The following is a 17,930-nucleotide window of genomic DNA, read 5'->3' as shown; positions in this document are numbered from 1 at the left end:
CAAAGCCGACCCGCAGCTCCCCACCACACCCGAGCCGACTCAGCCCTTATTGACCTTGTGCAGAGCCTTCGCAAGCCCATTGGCCCACAACTGATCCACCTGCGCCCGCTCCGTCGCATCCGGCTGCGGGTTGGTGCAGGAAGGCCCGGGCCCACCACCCGACATCAGCTGACTGCAAGGACCGTCATACGTGTCCGGCAGCCCCAGCACGTGCCCGGTCTCGTGCGTCGTCACCCGAGTCGAGTCGTACTGCTGGTTCTGCGCGTAGTCCAGGAAGATGTACCCGCCTCCGTGCCCGTCCGTGCTCGCGTACGAGCCGCGCGGGTCATCGCCCTCGCGGTACTCGAAGCTCGCGCCCGAACTGCCTTCCTGCAGCTTCACGTTGGAGACCGCGGCGTTCCAGATGGACGTCGAGTTGGCTATCTGCTGCGCGAAGGTGGGGGCTCCGGACGCGTCGTAGGTGACGGTCACGGACTTCGCGCCGGGGTTGGCCGCGCGCTTCTCGGCGACGGCCTTCACCACGGCCTCGAAGAACGCCTTGTTCGCCTTGGCCTCCGCGGGCGACCCCGCGTAGTCGGCGTACGAGGCCCGGGCCGATGCCGTGGAGGTCGTCGTCGCGGCGGTGGCCGAGGTCGCGCCGAGACCGGCGACGGTGAGGCCGAGGACGGCCGCGACAGACAGGTATCGCTTGCTCATGTGTGGGGGGCTCCCTAATTCGTTCGACGACCGGTTGGGGCGGTCGATGAAAGGTGAACGGTTCGGTGCCTGTGAGTGTCGGGGAGCATGAGGCCCCTGGGGATGATGGCAACTCGCGATAGCACGGAGCTATCACCCGGTCCCGGCCTGCCCAGAACGGCTGGTTCTCATGGGGTTTGGGCGTCTGGTGCGGCGGGCGCGGCGCCTCTACTCTCATCGACCATGGAGCTCGAGGTCAGGCACCTCCGCGTACTGTGCGCCATCGCCGACACCGGCAGCCTGCACAAGGCGGCGCGCCAACTCGGCATGAGCCAGCCGTCCCTCACCACCCAGCTGCGGCGCATCGAGCACGCGCTCGGCGGCCAGCTCTTCACCAGGGAGCGCACCGGATGCCGGCCGACGCAGCTCGGCCGCGTCGTCCTCAGCCGCGCCCGCCCCCTCGTCACCGAGATGCGCGCCCTGGTCAGCGAGACCAAGGCGGCCGCGGCCCGCGCCGTCGAGGGCCCCCAGCTGCGCATCGGCTCCACGGCGAGCCGTGCCATACCGGGCTGGCTGCGCAAGCTGCGCGGCCGACTGCCCGGCACCGAGATCTCGCTCCAGATGGACGTGTCGGCCAACGCCCTGCTGCGCATGGTGGCGGCGGGACAGCTCGACGTCGCCTTCGTGCACGAGGTGGAGGGCTGTCCGCTGCGGCTGCCGGAGACGCTACGAAGACGCGTGCTCCTGGACCGCGAACCCCAGTTCATCTCGCTCGCCGCGGACCATCCCGCGGCGGACAGACCCGTCGTACGACTCTCGGAACTCGCCGACGACCGCTGGATGGTCGACCCGACGGTGGACGGCGAATGGGACGGACTGCGCCGCGTCCTGACGGCGGCCGGGCTCAACCCCCCTGTCCTGCACGGCGATTACCACACGGCGGCGTCCCTCGTCGCCACCGGCGAGGTCGTCGCGCTCTGCCAGCCGACCTCGCGGGCCAGGCCCGACATGTCCGTACGCCCCCTGCACGGCGATCCCCTCGGCGTCCGCCTCCTGGTGGCCGCGCGCACCGAGGAGGAGCTGGACGCGGTGTACGGCGAACTGGACGCCGCGTACTGGGAGGCGGCGGGTCAGTCCCCCGCCTATACGGAGTGGCTGCTCCGGGCCGGAGAGACGCGGGGGATGCCCGGGGAGACCCGGGGAACGCCCGGCGGGACGTTGGTCCCGGCCAGCAGGTGACCTTCGCCGAAACCTCCCCTGACCTGCACTTTTAGCCGTTTTACGGTACTGGGTCACGGCTTGCGGACACTTGTTACATTCCCTACGGATGACGCACACACGGCGCCCGTAGCTTCATATCTGTCGCCACCGCAAAGGGGCACAACTCGGACAGATCATCAGCGAGGGAAGTCACCACCATGCGCGCCACCCGTCGTACCTTCCGCACCGCCGCCATCGCCACCGGCGCCATCGCCGCACTCGCCGTCCCGGCCACGGCGGCGTTCGCCTCGGACGCCACCCCGCCCAACCCGCAGGGCCAGGTCACGCCGGGCGACCAGACCGGCAAGGACCAGTCCGACAAGGACCGGACGGACCAGGACAAGACCAACCCGGACGAGAACACCAAGAAGGACGAGACGGGCAAGGACGAGACGGGCCAGGACAAGTCCAAGGACAAGGACACGTCCAAGGACAAGGACAACGAGACGCCCAAGCCCGGCAGCTGGGAGTCCAAGGGCACCACCGCCCTCGGCAAGGGCTGGACCGCCAAGGTCGACGTCAACGCCTCCGCCCGCACCGCCAAGGCCGCCCTCTCCCTGAACGGCACCCCCAAGGGCAGCCTCACGGCCTACGCCAAGTCCGCCACCACCACGATCGACGGCAACACCTTCACCCTCTCGCCCGAGGGCACCATCACCATGAAGGCCAAGCCCACCCCGCCGAAGCCGGTCGACAAGCGCGTCTTCGTCCGCGACGCCAAGCTGGCCGACGGCTCCCTCGCCAAGATCTACAAGCTCGGCCCGAACCACTACCAGGCCGACATCTACGCCCACGGCGCCAAGCTGGACACCCTCGACGCCAACGGCAGGTCCGCGTCCGGCCAGAACAACGGCCTGCACGTCACCCTGAACCCCGACGGCACCATCAAGTCCTGGGTCGAGGGCAGGACCCACCACAACGGCACCACGCCGCAGCCCAAGAAGGACTCGCACCAGGTCGTCCCCAAGGGCGGCGTGAAGGCGGGCGCCGAGGGCGTCGGGACGGGCTCGTCCGACGACGCCCCGCTGATCGCGGCGGGCAGCGGCATGGCGGCCGTCGGCGCGGCCGGTCTCGGCTTCGCGCTGTACCGCCGCAAGCAGAACGGCTGATCAGGGTCCGGCTCGACGGCGAAGGGGCACTCCGCGCGCTCGCGGAGTGCCCCTTCGCCGTATATGCATGTGCCGTACGTACGGTCAGACGCCGATGTCGCACCCGTCCTCGCGCCACACCGAGACGACGGAAGGACGCACGATCTTGCCGGGACCGTCCGGCCACGTGCTCGCGGGCTTCTCCACCGAGGCGCCGTCGACCTCGCCCGGGTGCTGCACGGCGACGAGCACGCGCCGGTCCTGGACGAGCGGACCGCAGGTCTCCGCGCCGGTCGGCATGGTCAGGAACTGCTTGAGCTCACCGCGCCGCTCACCGCGCGTGGCGACCCCGAACAGGCCGTCGTGCGAGCCGAGTTGGTTGCCGTCGGTGGAGAGCCACAGGTTGCCGTGCGGGTCGAAGGCGACGTTGTCGGGGCAGGAGATCGGGGAGACCCGGTCCTTGGGGAAGCCCGCGAAGTACGTCGAGGGGTCCTCCGGGTCACCGGCGACGAGGAACAGCGACCAGGCGAACGTGGTCGCCTCGGCGCGGCCCAGGCGCTCGGTCAGTTCGAGGACCTGCCCGTGCTTGTTGAGGTTGCGCGGGTTGGCCTCGTCCGCACCGGCCTTGCCCGCCTTGCCCCGGTCGGAGTTGTTGGTGAGCGCGACGTACACCTTGCCGGTGTGCGGCGAGGGCTCGATGTCCTCGGGCCGGTCCATCTTGGTCGCCCCGACCTTGTCACCGGCGAAGCGCGTGAAGACGTACACCTCTTCGGCGGTCATGCCCTCGACGTGCGAGACGGCCTTGCCGCCGGGGCCCGCGGTGGCCAGCGGAATCCACGTCCCGCTCCCGTCGAACTCGCCGTCGGCGGGCAGCTTGCCCGAGCCGTCGATGTCGGCGGCGGGGGAGTCACCGGTGAGCTTGGCGACGTACAGCGTGCCTTCGTCGAGCAGCGTCAGATTGTGCTCGTGCGCGGCCCGCGACGTCCCCTTGGCGACGCGCTTGCTGCTGACGAACTTGTAGAAGTAGTCGAACTTCTCGTCGTCGCCCATGTAGACCACCGGGCGGCCGTCGTGCGTCAGGCGCGGCTGCGCGGCCTCGTGCTTGAAGCGGCCGAGCGCGGTGCGCTTGCGCGGGGTGGATTCCGGGTCGTACGGGTCGAGCTCGACGACCCAGCCGAACCGGTTGGCCTCGTTGGGCTCCTTGGCGAGGTCGAAGCGATCGTCGAACCGCTCCCACTTCCGCTCGGACGCGGCGCCGACGACGCCGTACCGCTTGAGCCGCGCGGCCGCCTTCGGGTCCGTCACCTTCTCGGCGTTGGCGAAGTACTGGTTGAAGTTCTCCTCGCCGTGCAGCGTGGTGCCCCAAGGGGTGTTGCCGCCCGAGCAGTTGTTGAGGGTGCCGAGGACGGTGGTGCCGCGCGGGTCGGCCTTCGTACGGACGAGCTCGCTGCCGCGTACGGGCCCGGAGAGCCGGAAGGGGCTGGTGGCGGTGAGCCGCCGGTTGAGCTGGTGCCGGGAGACGGCGCGCAGCTTCCCGCTCCCGCGCTCCCCCTCCACGACCACGACCGAGAGGCCGTGCGCGGCCCACGCGATCTCGACCTGCTCGCGGGTCGGGTTCGCGGGGTCGTAGCCCTTGAACATCAGGATCTCGTCCGTGTACTCGTGATTGGCGACGAGGACCTGCCGCCCGTGCTCACGGCGCAGCGGAAGCAGGCTCAGGAAGTCGTTGTTGTACCCGAACTGTCCGGCCTGCGCCTTGGCGCTCTGCCGGTCCGCGTCGAAGGCGGGGGCGCCGCGCAGGATGGGCTCGCCCCAGCGGATGACGACGTTCTGCTCGTATCCGGCGGGGACGGTGACGGTGTCCGCGGTGTTGGGCGCGACGGGCGAGAAGCGGAGGCCGCGGGCGGCCTTGCCCTTGCCGTGCTTGCTCCCGCCCCGCCCGGTGGGCGCGGCGGCCGCTGCCTCGCTGACCCCGGGCCCGGCTATGACCGTGCCGCCCGCCGCGGCGGCGACCGTCACGACGGCGGCGGCGCGCATCATCGAACGACGGCTGAGCGCACCGGCGATGACGTCGCCGACGTACTCGTTCTCGCTGGTGTTCGGGACTTCCTGGAAGCAGGCGTCGCCGCAACGGAACCGGCAGGTCAGGGCGGAACGGCCGCCGCTCCCCTGGTGAGAGGTGATGATCGGCAGCAGTGTGCGCACGGGTCCTCCGTCGTGTGGCGTGGCCGGTTTTCGCCGTGACGGTATGGGCGGTATTCGGCAGGACGAGGACCGGAGGGTGAACGGAGGGTGAATCCGTGGCGCACGGCAGGGAGTTGCCGGGAGGCTGCGGGGGCGGGGTGGCTCGGGCGGGTGACGGTGGGCGACCCTGCCCAAGATCGCCCCGGGCGGCGGCTAACCTTACGTGTCCGCCCTGGCCAGGGATTTTCGGGAATCAACTCACGCGAAGGGTTGCGCACATGGGCATTCTGAACCGCCTGCGGAACGCGTTCGGACGGTCACGCAAGGAGAGCGTTCCGGAGGCACGGGAGCCCGAGGTTGCGGCGGCGCCTGAGCAGACGGTGGCGGTGAGCGTCCCGGCCCCCTCGGCCGAGCCGACGCCCGAGCCGCCCACCAGGGCGTCGGTCCCTTCCCCGTCCCCCGAGCCGTCGTCCTCCTCGATGGACGACTTGGTGGCGGCGGCCTTCGACAACATCACGGTCCCGCCCCCGTCCCCCGAGCCGACGCCGGAACCGTCCCCCAAGGCGACGACCCCCTCGATCCCGGCACCTGCCACGCCGGACCGGGACGCTGCGCCGGACGTTGCGCCTGCGCCGGACACTGCACCCGAGCCGGACGCCGCGACGCCCGCCGAGCCCGCAGCCGAGGAGGCGGAGCCCGCCACGGACACCAGTGCCGCGTCGGCCACGGCCCAGGAGCCGGATGCCGCCGCTGCGCCCTCCGAGCCGGACGTTGCGACGCCCACTGAGCCCGCAGCCGAGGAGGCGGAGCCCGCCACGGACACCAGTGCCGCGTCGGCCACGGCCCAGGAGCCGGATGCCGCCGCTGCGCCCTCCGAGCCGGACGTTGCGACGCCCACTGAGCCCGCAGCCGAGGAGGCGGAGCCCGCCACGGACGCCGCTGCGGCTGCACCCACCTCGCCGAGCGCCGAAGACGAGGCCGCCGCCCCCGCTGCGCCCACGTCGCCGACCGCCGAGGACGACGCCGCCCAGCCCTCCGCCCAAGCGGCGCCCGCCCCGGCCGAGCCGGACGCCGCCGCTGTGGGCAATCGTCCCGCTGGGCGGGACGGGTGGGCACAGCCCACGTCGCCGAGCTCCGAGAACGAGGGCACCCAGTCGTCCGACCAGGACACCGCCCCCGCGCCGCAGGCCGAAGCCCCCCAGACCGCACAGCCGGAACCGGGGGTTGTGCCCACCCGTCCCGCCGTGCGGGACGATTGCCCACAACAGGAACCGGCCCCCCAGCCGGAGGCTGACACCACCCCGCCGCAGGCGGAACCCAAGGCCACCGAACCCGAACCCGAACCCGAGCCTGAGGCAGACGCGGAGCCCAAGCCGGAGGCAAACGCCACCGAACCCGAGCTGGAGGCAAACGCCACCCAGCCCGAGCCGGAGGCAAACGCCACCCCCGCCACCCCCCTCACCAAGATCAAGTCCAAAGCCCCGGGGCTAGCCACCGCCTACAAGGCAGCCGCAGCCGCCCTCAAGAAGAACGACCTCACCGGCACCCGCGCCCCCGTCTACCTCGTCCTGGACCGCTCGGGCTCCATGCGCCCGTACTACAAGGACGGCTCCGCCCAGAGCCTCGCAGAGCAGGTGCTCGCCCTCGCCGCCCACACCGACCCCGACGCCACCGTCCACGTCGTCTTCTTCTCGACGGAGATCGACGGCACCGGCACCCTCACGCTCCCAGAGCACGAGGGCCGTATCGACGAGCTGCACGCCGCCGCGGGCCGCATGGGCCGCACCAGCTACCACCGGGCGATCGAAGAGATCGTGGCCCACTACGAGAAGTCGGAGCACAAGGAGAACGGCACCCCCGCCCTCGTCGTGTTCCAGACGGACGGCCCCCCGGACGCGAAGGGCGTGGCGACCCAGGCCCTGAAGGACGCGGCCGCCCACCCCCTCTTCTTCCAGTTCGTCGCGTTCGGCGAGCACGAGGCGAAGGGCTTCGACTACCTCCGCAAGCTGAAGGCGGACAACGCCGCCTTCTTCCACGCGGGCCCGACCCCGCGCGAGCTCACGGACAAGGAGCTGTACGAGGGCCTGCTGGCGGCCTGGCGCCCGTAACCCCGCCGTACGGCGACGCACGACACGACCCTCAGGGGGCGGCCCCGGAACCCCCGGGTCCGCCCCCTGATATCGATGTGAGTCGATCTCGATCGGGCCGTTAGGATTTCGACCATGGCGGCCACTGGATCCGAGAAGCAGGGAGCGGGCGAGAACGCGAAGGCGTTCTACGTCTCGACCCCCATCTACTACGTAAACGACGCTCCTCACCTGGGCCACGCCTACACGACCGTTGCAGGGGACGTGCTCACGCGCTGGCACCGTCAGCGCGGCGAGAAGGTGTGGTACCTCACCGGCACGGACGAGCACGGTCAGAAGATCATGCGCACGGCCGAGGCGAACGACGTCACCCCCCAGGAGTGGTGCGACAAGCTCGTCACCGAGGCCTGGAAGCCCCTCTGGGAGCACCTGAACATCGCGAACGACGACTTCATCCGTACGACGGAGAAGCGTCACACCGACCGCGTGCAGGAGTTCGTCCAGGATCTCTACGACAAGGGCGAGATCTACAAGGGCGGCTACGAGGGTCCGTACTGCGTGGGCTGCGAGGAGTACAAGCTCCCCGGCGACCTCATCGAGGCCGAGGACGGCACGAAGCTGTGCCCGATCCACAAGAAGCCGGTGGAGCTCCTCAAGGAGGAGAACTACTTCTTCAAGCTCAGTGAGTACGGCGACAAGCTCCTCGCCCTGTACGAGGAGAACCCGGGCTTCATCCAGCCGGAGTCGGCGCGCAACGAAGTGGTGAACTTCGTCCGCCAGGGCCTCCAGGACCTCTCGATCTCCCGCTCGACGTTCGACTGGGGCGTCCCCGTCCCCTGGGACGACAAGCACGTCATCTACGTCTGGGTCGACGCCCTCCTGAACTACGCGACGGCCGTCGGCTACGGCGCCAACCAGGAGAAGTTCGACGCGACCTTCCCCGCCGACGTCCACCTGGTCGGCAAGGACATCCTCCGCTTCCACGCCGTGATCTGGCCCGCGATGCTGCTCGCGCAGGGCCTGCCGGTGCCGGGTCGCGTCGCGGCGAACGGCTGGCTGATGGTCGGCGGCGAGAAGATGTCGAAGTCGAACCTGACGGGCATCAAGCCGCAGGACCTGACGTCCCACTTCGGCGTGGACGCGTACCGCTGGTACTTCCTGCGCGCGATCGCGTTCGGCAGCGACGGCTCGTTCTCGTGGGAGGACTTCTCCGCCCGCTACACCTCCGAGCTCGCGAACGACTACGGCAACCTCGCCTCGCGCGTGGCGGCGATGGTCGGCAAGTACTTCGGCGGGGCGCTGCCCGAAGCCACGGCCTCCGGCGACGCGGAGAAGGCGATCCAGGACGGCCTGACGAAGGCCGTCGCCGACGCCGACCGCGCGATCGGCGAGGACCTGGACTTCCAGTCCGGCATCCTCTCCATCTTCGCCTTCGTCAAGCAGGTCAACGGCTACATCACGGAGCAGGAGCCGTGGAAGGTGGCCAAGGACGAGTCCCCGGAGGGCAAGGCCCGCCTGGCGACGATCCTCTACACGGCGGCGGAGTCGCTCCGCGCGGTGGCGGTCCTGCTCAACCCGGTGATGCCGGAAACCTCCCAGAAACTCTGGGACTCCCTCGGCGCGGAACCCACCCTCGGCACCCTCGCCACCCAGCCGGTCCAGGACGCGGCGACGTGGGGCCAGCTCCCCGTGGGCGCGACGGTGACGAAGGGCGCGGTGCTCTTCCCCCGCTTGGAAGAGCCGAAGAAGGACGCGTAAGCGCTGACACGCACGTACGCCCGAGGGGCCGGGAACCACACAGGTTCTCGGCCCCTCGGGCGTACGCCCCGCCGTCACACCGAAGCGGCATCCCCTTGCCCGTACGGATGCCAGCCGGTCGTCTGCACCGTGAACCCCATCGGGTCCGGCAGGGTGATGGGCTGGCCGAAGATCCCCTTGCCCGTCTCGACGTAATGCCTGCCGTCGAGCTCCAGCAGGTGCCACGTGGCATCGTTCGGATCGACGATCAGGTACACCGGAATGCCGACGCCCGCATACCGCTCCCGTTTGTCGTCCCAGTCCCGCTTGATCGCCGTACGCGTCGTGGAGACGGTCTCGACCACGGCGAGCAGGATCTGCGCGGGCCAGTCGGACTCCGCGTCATCGCCCGGCCGGTCCTCGCTGCGGATGATCACGGCATCCGCACGCGGCCGGTAGTCGTCGGCCACCAGCAGCCCTCGCTCCGACCAGGCCTCGAAGGGGTCGGGGGTGTGCCGCACGAGGCTCCGTCCGGGCAGGTCGTGCAGGTGTCCGGGGTTGGCCTGCATGACGAGCTCACCGTCGAGCAGCTCGACGTGCAGACCATCAGGCACCTCAAGCTCGTGCCACATCTCGATGATCTGGTTCTTCTTCATCACGTCGGCCTCCGCCTGACTCAGGTACGCCATCCACACTACGAGATCCGAGCGTGGAGGCGGCAGCCGTCTCGCTGTCCGTCGTGCCCAGTTCAAGGGGCCTCCCGCGACGCTCGGACAGCGGTGGCCAGAAGGGTGTCTACTTCGCGACTGGAACGGCGCAGCAGGATCGTCGATCTGGCGCTGGTACACCGTGCTGCGGACATGGTCGGCGTGCCGCGACACATACTCGCCGAGCTTGGACAGCACCGCAGCGGCCAGGCTGTACACCGACGACAGCCTCGTACGGGCAGGCCCGGTTGACCGCCGACCGGGCCGGTACCTGGGCGGAGGTTCCCGGCGACCGCACCTGCGGGCCGGTTGTTCCCGATGGCTCCCGAGGTGTCTCTACTGAGGTCGCATCAGGTGGAGGTCCTCGCCCCACGCGTCCAGCACCGCGTCGTGTCCGGCCCGCCGGGCCGCTGCTTCGACCTGGGCGAAGAGGCGACGTTGTACGGGCACGTCGCCCGTTGCCGAGATGTGGTTCAAGGCGTCGAGGAGCAGCTCGGTGTCCCAACCGGGGAGCGGGAACCGCGCGAGTTCCCACTCCAGGTACTTGTTGTACGGGCGGGGACGCCGGTGCAGAGCGAAGAGCGACTCCAGCAAGAACCTGACGCTGTCGGCGGCGTCGAGTCGGGCCGCGAGGGCATGACCGTCGCGGTCGTTCTTCAGCGAGCGGTAGAGGGAGTTGGCGTAGGCATCGAGCCACGCGCCTGCCTCGTCGAAGGCTTCGTCGGCGGCAAGCCATGCCTTGTCGGCCACGATCTGGGCGATGACTCCGTCGAGCCGGTCGAGGACGACCCGAGCCCTGGCAAGGGCGTACCGCTCGAAGCCGGGCATCCCGGCGGCGCGGAACGCGTCGAGGGAGAGGACGACGAGGTCGAGTTCCGGGGTGCGGTGCCCCGTGAACCGGGTGAGTTCCGTCGTCGCCCCGTCAGCGAGCACGACGTACAGGTCGTGGTCGGAATGCTCCGTGGTCATGCCTTCGTGGGCCTGGGAGCCTTTGAGGACAAGGCCGACGACAGCCGGATCGGCCGCGGCGAGTTCGACGAACGCGTCGTAGGCGAGGTGTTCCTGAGCGGTCATTGCGTGATCTCCGGTGATTCGGCGACGGGTATGCCAGGCGGACGCCCCAGCTCGCGCGAGGCGCCCGCACCGTCTGCGGCGGCACTCGGTCACCGCCACCCGGAAGATCAACGCACGTGTGGACACTAGCGCTCGGACTGGGAGCGGCGCATGCCATTGACCTGAGACCGGCGTGATCAACGAGCTAGGCGACGCCCAGTTCGCACCAGACGTACTTCCCGGAGTCCGTGGCCACGGGCTCCCAGCCCCAGCCGTCCGCACAGGCCCGTACGAGGTCGAGGCCCCGGCCCTGCTCGGCCCCCACGGCGGCGAGGCGCGGGGGCGGGGCCGGTGGCGTCGGGTCGGCGTCCCACGCCCCGATGCGGAGGACTCCGTCGGCGTAGCGGACGCGGAGGGCGGCGGGGCCCTTGGTGTGGCGTACGGCGTTGGACACCAGCTCTGTCGCCAACAGCTCGGCGAGGTCGGTGAGTTGGGGCAGGCAGTGGAGGGTGAGCATGAGGCGGAGGGACCGGCGGCAGATCGTGACGGCGCGGAGGTCGTGGGGGATGTACAGGGTGTACTCCCAGGGTTCGCTTTCGCTTCCAGGCATGCGAGAACTCCTGTTGACAGGTGGGGAGTTACCGGACGCGGCGGGGTTTGGGCGGTGGCAGTGGCACCCTCGTCATGGCATGACGGGGTGGTGCGCTTCCGGGGTCCCGGGTCTCGCAGCGTGTGCGACGCGTCACTGACGGTAGGGTAGAAATTACTACCCCTGCAAGGTGGTCGCGTAATCTGACACCCGAAGGGGTGGCTCAACCACACCTGGCACCAAGGTCGTTGAGGAGATCAGGCCGGATGACGATGCGGAACGAGCCCACCGCCCGCCAGGTTCGCCTGGGCACGGAGCTGCGCCGACTACGCGAAGCCGCAGGCATGTCGGCCAAGGAAGTCGCGGGGCTGATCGGTTCCAGTTCGGCCCACATGAGCCAAATCGAGTCAGGCAGCTCCGGCATCAGTGAGGACCGGCTTCGCCGGCTGGCGGCGCATTGCGCCTGTGGGGACGATGGGCTGATCAACGCGTTGGCGACGATCGCCACCGATCGCACACGCGGGTGGTGGGAGGAGTACCGAGGCGTATTGCCTTCGCCATTCCTGGACCTATCCGAACTGGATCACCACGCGACGTTCCGACGCGACGTGGCGGTCATCCACATTCCGGGGCTCCTTCAGACCGAGCCCTACGCCCGCGAACTGTTCTCGTACATGGCACCGGAGCTCCCGGAAACGGAACTCCAGCTGATGGTGAACCACCGCATGAGGCGCCGGGTAGTCATCGAGAGGCCGAACCCCATCGCGTACGAGGCCGTCATCCATGAGGCAGCGCTACGCATCAAGGTGGGCGACCGAACCGCGTCGGTGAAGCAACTCGCCCGCGTACTCGCACTGTCCGAGGCAGAACACGTGACCGTACGGGTCATCCCGTTCAGCTTGAACAGCTTCGCAGGTGCTGGCAGCACGATGGTGTACGTCGGCGGGCCGGTAGCGCGTCTGGACACTGTCGTACGTGACGCCCCGCACGGAAACGCCTTCATCGATGCCCCAGCCCAACTGGACCACTTTCGAACGCTCTTCCGTAAGGTGGAGGCAGTGTCACTCGATCCAACGGAGTCGCGTGACTTCATTCACCGGATGTCCAAGGAACTATGAGGTGACGTCATGACCACCCCCGTCAACTGGCAGAAGTCATCTTTCTCCGGCGGTGGTGTCGGCAACGACTGCGTGGAACTGGCCAGCACCGGAACCCACATCCACCTCCGCGAAAGCGACACCCCCGCAGAGGAACTGCACACCACCCCCACCACCCTGGCCCACCTCCTCCGCACCCTCAAAGCGCGCCCGCACTAGGCCCTCTCCGACGGATCGTCAGCGCAAAGCGAACTTGGCGACGTACACGTCGAACGGCTCGATGCCGACCCCGGCCAGGAGTTCGTGACAGGCGCCTCCCCGCACCTGGACAACGGATCCATACCTGGGGCCAGAACCGGAAGCACCCGCCCCACGGACATGTCACATCTCCCGCCCCCGCGCCGTCGTACGGCTACAACGCCACCCGGCGCAGTCGCAGAGGAGAAACCCCATGTCGGCCGCAAACGCACCGCGCAACACCGCGCTGCTCCACCGTTTCCACGCCGCCGTGAACAGCCGTGACCTGGGCGCCATCTCGCAGGCCATCGACGAGTTCTTCGCACCGGACCTGCTCTTCCACGCACCGGTGCCGAACGGGCTCACCGGACCCGAGGCCATGAAGCAGGTGTGGCGGACGCTCCTGCGTGCCTATCCCGACATTCACGTCACCGTCGAGGAGACGGTCGCGGAGGGGGACAAGGTCGTCGCCAGGAACACGGTCACCGGGACCCACCTGGGCGAGTACCAGGGACTTCAACCCACCGGCCGGACCGTCACGTACAACGAGATGTTCATCCTCCGCTTCACCGACGAAGGCCGGGTCGCCGAGGTCAGCGGCGTCGTCGACGTCCTCACCCAGCTACGCCAGCTCGGCGCCGCCGACGGCCTCTTCGCCCACGCGCCGGACCACCAGGAGTGATCCTCACCGCCACCCCCGTCGACCACGCCCCCTACCCTGGTCCCCACGAACGTCCTGTTCGGGGTGGGAGGGCATGTGAGCGGCGGCACGGGGGACGTGGAGAACTCGGTCTCCGGCGGGCAGCAGGGCATCGTCGTACAGGGGCGGGACTTCCACGGCCCGGTCACCATCTACGGCGGCGCCTCCGCCGGGCGGCCGCAGCCCGCGCGCTCCGCGTACTGGGAGCACGTACGGAACATCGCGCCCGATCAACTCCGTGACAGAGACGATGAGTTGGCGGAGCTCGCCGATTTCTGCCGGGGCGCGGGCGACCACGCCTTCACCTGGTGGCGTGCGGGCCCCTGGGCCGGAAAGAGCGCCCTGCTCGCCTGGTTCGCGCTGCACCCGCCCGAGGGCGTCCGCGTCGTCCCCTTCTTCATCACCGCCCGCCTGGCCGCCCAGAACGACCGAAGCGCCTTCGTGCACGTCGTACTCGAACAGCTCTCCGAGCTCATCGGTGAACCCGTGCCCCCGCAGCTCACGGAGGCCACCCGGGAGGCGCACCTGCTGCGGCTCTTCGGACGGGCCGCCCAGGAGTGCGGGGAGCGCGGCGAGCGGCTCGTCCTGCTCGTGGACGGGCTCGACGAGGACCGCGGCGCCACGGACGGACCCGACGCCCACAGCGTCGCGGGCCTCGTGGCCCAGGTCCCGCACGACCACGACGCACTGCGGGTCGTCGTCGCGGGGCGGCCGCATCCGCCCCTCCCCGGGGACGTACCGGAGAGCCATCCGCTGAACAGGGCGTGCACCGTAAGGGAGTTGGCGCCTTCCTCCTGGGCCGGGACCGTGCGCTACGCGGCCGAGCGGGAGCTGCGGCGGCTCTTCCACGCGGGCGGCGACCACCTCGACGCGCTCGGCCTGCTCACCGCGGCGGGCGGCGGTCTGAGCCTCGACGACCTCGCGCACCTGACCAGGGCCGCGCCCTACCGGCTCCAGGACGTCCTGCGCACCGCGTCCGGCCGCACCTTCGAGATCCGCGAGGGCGCCTACCTCCTCGCCCACCAGGAACTGCACCTCCAGGCACGGAGGTTGATCGGCGAGGCGGTACTCGCCGAGTACCGGGAGCGGCTGCACGCGTGGGCCGCCGAGTACCAGGAGCGCGGCTGGCCCGCGCGGACCCCGCCGTATCTCCTGCACGGCTACTTCGCGATGCTGCGCGAGCACGCCGACATCCCCCGCGTCGTCGCCCTCGCCACGGACCCGTCCCGGCACGAGCGGTTGTACGGCGACACGGGCGGCGACGTCGCCACGCTCGCGGAGATCCGCGCGGGCGAGGAGGCGATCGTGGAGGCGGGCGGGCATCCGCTGCCGGATCTGCTGCGGCTCGCTGTGCAGCGGCACGTGTTGCGGCTGCGCAACGACGCCGTGCCGCGCGAACTGCCGGTGGCCTGGGCGACCTTGGGATACGCGGACCGCGCGGAGGCCCTGGCGCTCAGCATCCCGGGCCTGGGGCAACGGGTCCGCGCCCTCGTCGGGGTCGGCGAGGCACTGCGTCGGCGTGGGGACGGCGAGCGTGCCGTCGCGGTGCTGCGGAACGCGGAGGCCGCGGTCCGCCCCAAGGACCACTCGCTCGACGAACCCTGGCACCTCAAGACGCTGGTGACGACGTGGCTCGCCTGGGGCGAACTGGAGCGGGCGACGGCTCTCGCGGCCGCCATCAGCTCACCCGCCGTGCTGGAGAGCGTCGTCCCGCTCGTCACGACCGCACTCGCGGAGCACGGGTGGTACGACCGGGCCGAGGCGTTCGCCGAAGGGACCGAGAACCTCTATGTACGCGTGTTGGGGCTGCTCACGGCGGCCGCCGCCACGGCGAAGGGCGGCGAGCAGCAGCGGGCCGACGCGTTCTTCCGCAAGGCGGAGGAGGCCGTGAGCCAGCGCGCGCCCTACCGCTCCGTCGGCCTGCTGCGGCGGATCGCCGGGGCCTACGCGGAGCTGGGCGCCCACGAGCGCGGCGTCGCGTTCGCCGAGGGGCTCGCGGGCATGGGCACGGCGGACTCCCCGTCGGCCGCCGGCCGGCGCATCACGCACGCCGCGCACACGGAGATCGCCCTGGTCCTCGCCGGTCGCGGGGACGCCGAGCGCGCTCTGCCGCTGGTCCTGCCGGAGCTGCGCACGGGGATCGCCAGAGCGTCCGGCACCCGGTCCACCCCATCGGTCACCACGCACGCACTCGCCGTCGCCATGGATCGCGCGGCCGTCACGGACGACATCCGGATGCAGTACGACACGTGCCGGGTCCTGATCGCCACCGGTCGCCACGCCGAGGCCGAGGCCATGGCCCACGCCTTCCCCCACGGCTCCGACCGCGCACCGCTCGCCCTGGCCTTCGCACGGGCCGGGGAGAGCGACCGCGCGCTGCGGATCGCCGAGGGCATCGACACCGGCCACGCGGGCAGCCACGCCGTGACCCGGGCCTTCTGCAGGACCCTGATAAAGCAGGGGCGTTACGAGGACGCCGCGCGGGCGGCCCGGCACCTCACCGTCCGGCGCGAGGTCCTCGGTCCCGTCTCCCTGGCACTGGCCGCCGCCGGTCAGCACGCCCAGGCGCTCGACCTGGCCGAGCCCGCGCACGGAGCCGCTCCCGAGCCGGTGGACCTGGCCTGGAAGTGCAGGGTCCTGCTGGCCGTGGGGCAGCCGGGCCCCGCGAAGACGCTGGCGGCCACCATCCGGGACTGGACCTGGCGTGCGGTGGGTCTGGCCGCGGTCGCGCGGGACCTCGCGGCGGGCGGCCGCGCCGACGAGGCGGAAGCCGTGCTCGCCCAGGCCGAGTCGGGCTACCGCGACGCCGCCCCCCTGCTCTCCGAGCTCCGCGCCCGGGCTGCCGTGGCCACCGCCCTCGCCGGGGCGGGCCACGACGACCGGGCACTCACGCTCCTCGACGGCATCGAGCAGCGACTGCCCCTGTTCCCCGGCCCGCTCCGGAGTCCCCGGATCACCGTGCAGCATGACGCCGTGGCCCGGGCGCTCACGGCTGCCGGACAGTTCGAGCGCGTCCTCGCGATGGCGACGGTCGCGTCGGAGGCCAGTGCGGACGTCTGGCTGGTGAACGTCATCCGGGAGCTGGCGGACACGGGACAGCCCCGCCTCGCCCGGGCGCTGCTCCCCGGTCTCGCCAAGGAGCAGAACCGCGACCGGAGCCGCAGCGATCTCGCCAAACTCCATGTCGCACGAGGGGAGTTCGAGCTCGCGCTCTCCTTGGCACGGGCCTCCTCCACCACCACGGACCTCGGTCTGGAGATGCTGGCCGAGATCGTCGAAGGGCTCGTGCGGGACGGCCGGCGGGAGCAGGCCGAGGAGCTCTACCGCGAACTCCTGGCGACACCGGCCCCCACCCCCTCGCCGAGCTGCGACACGTTCACGGCGATCGCCCGTGCCGCGTACGCCCTCGGCGACCACGAGACCGTGACCGCCATGTTCGACCGTGCCGAGCGGAGCGGCCAACTCGACTACGACGCGCGGAAATCGGCTCGCTTCACCCGCGCCCTCGTCGCCACCGGGCACACCGACCGCGCCGAGACCTTCGTACGCGGTCGTACGGGTCCACTCGACGACGGCGGAAGCTCGCTCTCCGGTCTGGTCGAGGCCCTGGCCGAATCGGGCGACGTCAGCCGCGCGGAGGCCCTGGCCCGGTCCGCGCCCTCGTCCTCCCTCACCACCGCGACCGCGTGCGCGGCGCTCGCCCTGGCGCTCCCCCGGGACCGCGCCACCAAGCCCGCCGCCCTGGCCGTCCACCACGGCGACTGGATCAAGGCCCTCCCCGCCCTCCTCCACGCCGACCCCACCGCCCTCGACATCCTCACCGCCCCGGACCTCTGGCCCCGCCTGACGTCCTACTGAGGAACGGGGCGGCCCCGGCTCACCCCTCCGTACGGAGGGACGGGACAGCCCCGGCTCACCCCTCGTACGACCGCACGAGCCGCGCCATCTGCCGCCCGGCCGCCCGCAAGGGCTCCTCGCTCCGCGCCACCTGAGCCGTCACCTCCGCGCCCTCCAGCGCGCTGATGACCGTCGTCGCCACCTCCCGCGCGTCCCCGGCCCCGAAGCCGGAACCGATGAGCCGCTCCTCCACGATCCGCTCCCACCCCCGCAACGCCTCCGCGCAGACCCGCTGGATCTCCGAATCCGTCCCCAGCGTCTCCAGCGCGGCGGCGGTCACCGGGCACCCGTCGGTCCACCCCGACTCCCGCAGCGCCACGGCGAGTTCACCGGCACAGCGCTCGATGGCGGCGCCGGGGTCCCCGTCACCCGCGAGCCCCTCCCGCAGCATCACCGCGAACTCCTCCGCGCTGTACGCGATCGCGGCGACCGCGACGGACTCCTTCCCGCCGGGGAAGAAGTGGTAGACGGAGCCGAGCGTGGCCTCCGCCTCCTTGGCGATCTGCTTGATGCCGGTGCCCACGTACCCCTGCCGCTGGATGAGGCGTGCGGAGACGGCGACGATCCGGTCGCGGGTGCTGGGAGCGCTCTTGTCGGCCATGGGGCCAGCCTACCCGGA

At 70.8% G+C, this 17,930-nt stretch carries 14 protein-coding genes; 8 read left to right on the top strand and 6 right to left on the bottom strand.

Annotated features, from left to right (window positions below; genetic code table 11):
• Window positions 1-39: 39 nt before the first annotated feature.
• On the bottom strand, window positions 40-696 hold the full coding sequence (snpA, locus tag KY5_RS21170) for a snapalysin (RefSeq protein ID WP_098243732.1): 657 nt from the start codon (window positions 694-696) through the stop codon (window positions 40-42).
• Window positions 697-918: 222 nt separating this feature from the next.
• Here snpA and KY5_RS21165 point away from each other — a divergent pair, with 222 nt between their 5' ends.
• Window positions 919-1,914 (top strand): LysR family transcriptional regulator, encoded by a 996-nt coding sequence (locus KY5_RS21165; RefSeq protein ID WP_098243731.1) that lies wholly within the window; start codon window positions 919-921, stop codon window positions 1,912-1,914.
• 179 nt (window positions 1,915-2,093) lie between these two features.
• Window positions 2,094-3,044 (top strand): hypothetical protein, encoded by a 951-nt coding sequence (locus tag KY5_RS21160; RefSeq protein WP_098243730.1) that lies wholly within the window; start codon window positions 2,094-2,096, stop codon window positions 3,042-3,044.
• A gap of 84 nt (window positions 3,045-3,128) precedes the next feature.
• Here the strand turns inward: KY5_RS21160 and KY5_RS21155 are convergent, their stop codons facing one another.
• Window positions 3,129-5,228 (bottom strand): PhoX family protein, encoded by a 2,100-nt coding sequence (locus tag KY5_RS21155; RefSeq protein WP_098243729.1) that lies wholly within the window; start codon window positions 5,226-5,228, stop codon window positions 3,129-3,131.
• A gap of 257 nt (window positions 5,229-5,485) precedes the next feature.
• Here KY5_RS21155 and KY5_RS21150 point away from each other — a divergent pair, with 257 nt between their 5' ends.
• Both KY5_RS21150 and metG read left to right on the top strand, forming a co-directional pair.
• Complete coding sequence (locus KY5_RS21150; protein WP_098243728.1) at window positions 5,486-7,315, top strand: VWA domain-containing protein; 1,830 nt, start codon at window positions 5,486-5,488, stop codon at window positions 7,313-7,315.
• A gap of 114 nt (window positions 7,316-7,429) precedes the next feature.
• The gene (gene metG / locus KY5_RS21145; protein ID WP_098243727.1) at window positions 7,430-9,052 is read left to right on the top strand and encodes a methionine--tRNA ligase; all 1,623 of its coding nucleotides are present in this window, start codon (window positions 7,430-7,432) and stop codon (window positions 9,050-9,052) included.
• 74 nt (window positions 9,053-9,126) lie between these two features.
• Here metG and KY5_RS21140 read toward each other — a convergent pair whose 3' ends face one another.
• The 3 genes from KY5_RS21140 to KY5_RS21130 all read right to left on the bottom strand — a co-directional run bounded on the left by KY5_RS21140 (window position 9,127) and on the right by KY5_RS21130 (window position 11,401).
• A complete protein-coding gene (locus KY5_RS21140) occupies window positions 9,127-9,720 on the bottom strand; it encodes a Uma2 family endonuclease (RefSeq protein WP_234362797.1) in 594 nt (197 codons plus the stop codon).
• A 354-nt stretch (window positions 9,721-10,074) separates the two neighbouring features.
• Window positions 10,075-10,812: a hypothetical protein gene (locus KY5_RS21135; RefSeq protein ID WP_098243726.1), complete on the bottom strand. Its 738-nt coding sequence runs from the start codon at window positions 10,810-10,812 to the stop codon at window positions 10,075-10,077.
• A gap of 184 nt (window positions 10,813-10,996) precedes the next feature.
• Window positions 10,997-11,401: an ATP-binding protein gene (locus tag KY5_RS21130; RefSeq protein ID WP_098243725.1), complete on the bottom strand. Its 405-nt coding sequence runs from the start codon at window positions 11,399-11,401 to the stop codon at window positions 10,997-10,999.
• A 245-nt stretch (window positions 11,402-11,646) separates the two neighbouring features.
• On the opposite strand from KY5_RS21130, the gene KY5_RS21125 reads away from it, so the two are divergent.
• The 4 genes from KY5_RS21125 (at window position 11,647) to KY5_RS21110 (ending at window position 17,272) form a co-directional block, all read left to right on the top strand.
• Window positions 11,647-12,498 carry a helix-turn-helix domain-containing protein gene (locus tag KY5_RS21125; RefSeq protein ID WP_098243724.1) on the top strand — a complete coding sequence of 284 codons (852 nt, stop codon included), beginning with the start codon at window positions 11,647-11,649 and terminating at the stop codon, window positions 12,496-12,498.
• Window positions 12,499-12,507: 9 nt separating this feature from the next.
• The gene (locus KY5_RS21120) at window positions 12,508-12,696 is read left to right on the top strand and encodes a DUF397 domain-containing protein (RefSeq protein WP_098243723.1); all 189 of its coding nucleotides are present in this window, start codon (window positions 12,508-12,510) and stop codon (window positions 12,694-12,696) included.
• 232 nt (window positions 12,697-12,928) lie between these two features.
• Window positions 12,929-13,396 (top strand): ester cyclase, encoded by a 468-nt coding sequence (locus KY5_RS21115; RefSeq protein ID WP_098243722.1) that lies wholly within the window; start codon window positions 12,929-12,931, stop codon window positions 13,394-13,396.
• Window positions 13,397-13,471: 75 nt separating this feature from the next.
• Window positions 13,472-17,272, top strand: coding sequence for a hypothetical protein (locus KY5_RS21110; RefSeq protein ID WP_098243721.1), 3,801 nt, complete (start codon window positions 13,472-13,474; stop codon window positions 17,270-17,272).
• 55 nt (window positions 17,273-17,327) lie between these two features.
• Here the strand turns inward: KY5_RS21110 and KY5_RS21105 are convergent, their stop codons facing one another.
• Window positions 17,328-17,912, bottom strand: a complete 585-nt coding sequence (locus KY5_RS21105; RefSeq protein ID WP_098243720.1) for a TetR/AcrR family transcriptional regulator — start codon at window positions 17,910-17,912, stop codon at window positions 17,328-17,330.
• Between the last annotated feature and the right edge of the window lie 18 nt (window positions 17,913-17,930).

Origin of the sequence: Streptomyces formicae, from assembly GCF_002556545.1 — a bacterium.
GTDB classification, from domain to species: Bacteria; Actinomycetota; Actinomycetes; order Streptomycetales; family Streptomycetaceae; genus Streptomyces; species Streptomyces formicae_A.
Note: the sequence above shows the minus strand (reverse complement) of the source record. Positions and strands in the feature narration are given on the sequence as shown.